The sequence below is a fragment of the Gammaproteobacteria bacterium genome (assembly GCA_033720895.1).
Taxonomy (GTDB): domain Bacteria; phylum Pseudomonadota; class Gammaproteobacteria; order Natronospirales; family JAJUFS01; genus JAWWBS01.
In genome coordinates this window covers 1-3,627 of record JAWWBS010000103.1, presented here as the reverse complement: position 1 = coordinate 3,627, position 3,627 = coordinate 1, and the positions used below count along the sequence as shown (strand labels likewise).

4 protein-coding genes are annotated in these 3,627 nt (G+C 60.9%); 1 reads left to right on the top strand and 3 read right to left on the bottom strand.

What is annotated here, in order from left to right:
• Window positions 1–183: 183 nt before the first annotated feature.
• A complete protein-coding gene (locus R3217_10505) occupies window positions 184–843 on the top strand; it encodes a hypothetical protein (protein ID MDX1455873.1) in 660 nt (219 codons plus the stop codon).
• Between the two features lie 63 nt (window positions 844–906).
• Here R3217_10505 and R3217_10500 read toward each other — a convergent pair whose 3' ends face one another.
• The 3 genes from R3217_10500 to R3217_10490 form a co-directional block, all read right to left on the bottom strand.
• The gene (locus tag R3217_10500) at window positions 907–2,202 is read right to left on the bottom strand and encodes a citrate synthase (GenBank protein ID MDX1455872.1); all 1,296 of its coding nucleotides are present in this window, start codon (window positions 2,200–2,202) and stop codon (window positions 907–909) included.
• Window positions 2,203–2,593: 391 nt separating this feature from the next.
• Entirely contained in the window at window positions 2,594–2,812 is a 219-nt protein-coding gene (rpmE, locus tag R3217_10495; GenBank protein ID MDX1455871.1) for a 50S ribosomal protein L31, read from the bottom strand.
• Window positions 2,813–3,426: 614 nt separating this feature from the next.
• The coding region (locus tag R3217_10490; GenBank protein ID MDX1455870.1) for a CPXCG motif-containing cysteine-rich protein at window positions 3,427–3,627 on the bottom strand (201 nt) is incomplete at its 5' end.

Sequence of the window (3,627 nt, the reverse complement as noted above, 5' to 3'; positions counted from 1 at the left end):
CTGCTGGCCAGTGCGACAAATTCCGCAGCGATATTCGAAACCTTCATCGAGGGGTCGCTGCCGGAGGCCGAGCAGCCCCGTGACGAAGGGCTCGATGGCGACGACAAAAAGGATGACACGCCGGAGGCTGACCTGTTTTAATCAGGGTGACGCTCGACCATTTGCACTGACAAGCAGGGTGACATGGGCAAGCAACGCGCCGGTCGCAATCCCGAGTTGCGACGACTGATTGCCAACGAAGCCGCCCGCCTCATCGCCGAGGAGGGCATTCGCGACTTTCTCAAGGCCAAGCGCAAGGCCGCCATGCGTTACGGTGTCTCCGAGCGCGAAGGTGGCTTTCCGACCAACCAGGAAATCGAGCAGCAGGTGTTCGAATACCAGCGCCTGTTCCAGGCCGACTCCCAGCCCGCCGAACTGCGTCGATTGCGGGAAGCTGCGTGTCAGGCAATGAAGCTGTTCCGCGACTTCCAGCCCCGCCTGGTCGGCCAGGTACTGCTCGGTCATGCCACGCGCCATTCGGATATCCAGCTGCACCTGTTCGCGGACTCGCCGGAGTTCGTGGTGATGCACCTGATCGACCGCGAGATTCCTTTCGAAACCATCGAGCGGCGTTTTCGCCAGACCACCGGCGATCACGTCACCGTGCCGGCTTATCGCTTCCTGGCCGGTGAGATCACCGTCGATGCTGCGGTGTTCCCGGAAACCGGGATCCGGGCGGCGCCGGCGTCACCGGTCGATGGCCGGCCGATGAAGCGGGCGAGTCTTGCCGACCTGGAGAACTTGCTGGACGAGGAGCACGGGGGCGAAACCACCGACGAGATTGGCTTGCCTGGGCTGGCATGAGCTATCGATACCCATGAAAAAACCGGGCCTTGGCCCGGTTTTTTCATGGCTGGAGCATGCTGCTCAGCGCTTGCTGACGTCCACGTAATCGCGCTGCGTCGGCCCCGTGTAGAGCTGGCGCGGGCGACCGATGCGCATGGCCGGGTCGGAAATCATTTCCTGCCAGTGCGCCACCCAGCCCACGGTCCGGGCGATGGCGAACATCACCGTGAACATGCTGACCGGGATGCCCAGCGCGCGGTAGATGATGCCGGAGTAGAAGTCGACGTTCGGGTAGAGTTTCTTCTCGACGAAGTAGTCGTCCTTCAGCGCGATCTCTTCCAGTTTCATGGCCAGCTCGAGCTGCGGGTCGTTTTCCTTGCCGAGCTGCTTCAGCACCTTGTGGCACATTTCGCGGATGATCTTGGCGCGCGGATCGTAGTTCTTGTAGACGCGGTGGCCAAAGCCCATCAGGCGGAACGGATCGTTCTTGTCCTTGGCCTTGTCCATGTACTTGTCGGCGTTCGAGATGTCGCCGATCTGGTCGAGCATCTTCAGCACCGCCTCGTTCGCGCCACCGTGGGCCGGACCCCAGAGCGTCGCCACGCCGGCCGCAATGGCGGCGTAGGGATTGGTGCCGGCAGAGCCGGCCAGGCGGACCGTCGAGGTCGACGCATTCTGCTCGTGGTCGGCGTGCAGGATGAACAGCAGGTCCAGCGCTTCGGCAGCCACCGGGTCGATGTCGTAGTCCTCGGCCGGCACGCCGAAGAACATGCGCAGCAGGTTCTCGCAGTAACCCAGGCTGTTCTTCGGGTGGATGAAGGGCTGGCCGATGGAGTGCTTGTAGGCCGCGGCCGCGATCGTCGGCATCTTCGCGATGATGCGACGCGCGAACAGGTCACGATCTTCCGGTTCGCGGATGTTGGTCGAGCCATGGTAGAAGGCCGACAGGCTGGACACCGTCGCCGACAGCATGGCCATCGGGTGGGCGTCGTAGTGGAAGCCATGGAAAAAACGCAGCAGCGATTCGTTGATCATCGTGTGGTAGATGATCGATTCCTCGAAATCGTCGAATTCGGCCTTGTTCGGCAGCTCGCCGTTCAGCAGCAGGTAGGAGACTTCCATGAAGTTGGATTTCTCGGCCAGCTGGTCGACCGGGTAGCCGCGGTACAGCAGCACGCCGTTCTCGCCGTCAATATAGGTGATATCGCTCTTGCAGCTGGCGGTGGCACCAAAGCCGGGATCGAAGGTGAATACGCCCTGATCCTTGTAGAGGCTGCTGAGGTCCAGTGTCGCCGGGCCGACCGAGCCTTCCAGCAGCGGCAGTTCCGATTCGGTCCCGGCATCCGGGTTTACCAGTTTGAAGCCTTTCGTGCTCATTTCCATTTGCTCCTGGTCTTCGTGCTTGCGGCCCGTCCGCAGACAGGCCCGCTGCGCAGCTCGGCCGTGTGGGCCATCCCGGCTGGCGGTTCTGGTCTGCCGGGCGGCCTGTCTGGGCAGGCTTCGCTCCGGGTAACCGCGTCAGGCGGGGGAGTCTGCGTAAAACATGCCCGGGAGACGGGTCTTGCACCGGGCGGCTGGGAGTCGCTCCACCGTTGAAAGCGGCAAGTGGGAGCGCCAGCGCGGGTCGATTATAGGGCAGGGGTCCGGGCAATGACAGTGCCGGGGGCACTGCGCCACGGGCGCTGGGGAACGAAAACGGGGCGCAGGCCTTTGCCTGCACCCCGTCAATTCAGCATGCCCGCGAGCGGGCGGCGCGTGGCCTGGAGCCTTACGCGTCCTTGCCGCGACGACCGAACTTCTTGCGGAAGCGATCGACGCGACCACCGGTATCGATCATCTTCTGCTTGCCGGTGTAGAACGGGTGGCACTCGGAGCAGACTTCAATCGTCAACTCTTCCTTGCCCAGCGTCGATTTGGTCTCGAAGCTGTTGCCACAGCTGCAGACAACCTTCACTGCCTGGTAATCCGGATGAATATCGGCCTTCATGATGTTTCCTCAACAAGTTTGTGTCTCGACGGTGGGCCGTCGGACCCTGAAGCGAGCCGCGCATCATAACGGCTTGCTGCCCGGGTGGCAAGGATTTCACCGGTTTTCGGGCAGGTCCCCGGGCCGGTGTCCTCGGGGTGCCCAGTGCCGGCCGTTTCACTGGGTCCGGGTATCGCGGAACTTGTCAGGCGCCTGAGGAATGTGGCTTAAGTTCCTGACTTACGGGTAGATTTGCCAATATCCACAGAAGCTGTGGATAACTCTGTGCATGAAACGCAACGAATGGGGTTTTTTACTATTTTTTAAGGGATAAAGTTTAAATCGGCCAAATCTTGACCATTTTATTAATGCCTTGAAAAACAAGTAGTTACCAGTCTGTATAGAATTTCACCAGGTCGATCGTGGAACATGTCCCCGGTATTTGTCCGTGCACGGACGGCTTGTGTATATCTTTGTCAGCCATTGCTGACGCCCCCATTCAACCCAAAGCTTGCACAGTGTTGGCGAGGGTTGTCCAAGGAGGGGGAATGCCCCCGTTCAGCCAAGGGATTTCTCTGGCTTGAAGCGTGCTGGGACTTCTACAAGGCTTGCACAAGTCCGATCTCGGAATGCTGTCAGAAGGTCTCGTCATCACGTCGAGCATGAATCTGCCATTGCCCGCTGCCGTCCAGCCTGGCGGTAAATTCGATGGCGCGACAGCAGACCGGGCAGTCCTCGATGAAGTCCTGGGCCTCCCCGGCGGTATCCATTTCCACGGACACGGTCTCGCCACAGTAGGGGCAGGCGAGCGTGGTGCTGGGCAGCTCGTACATCAG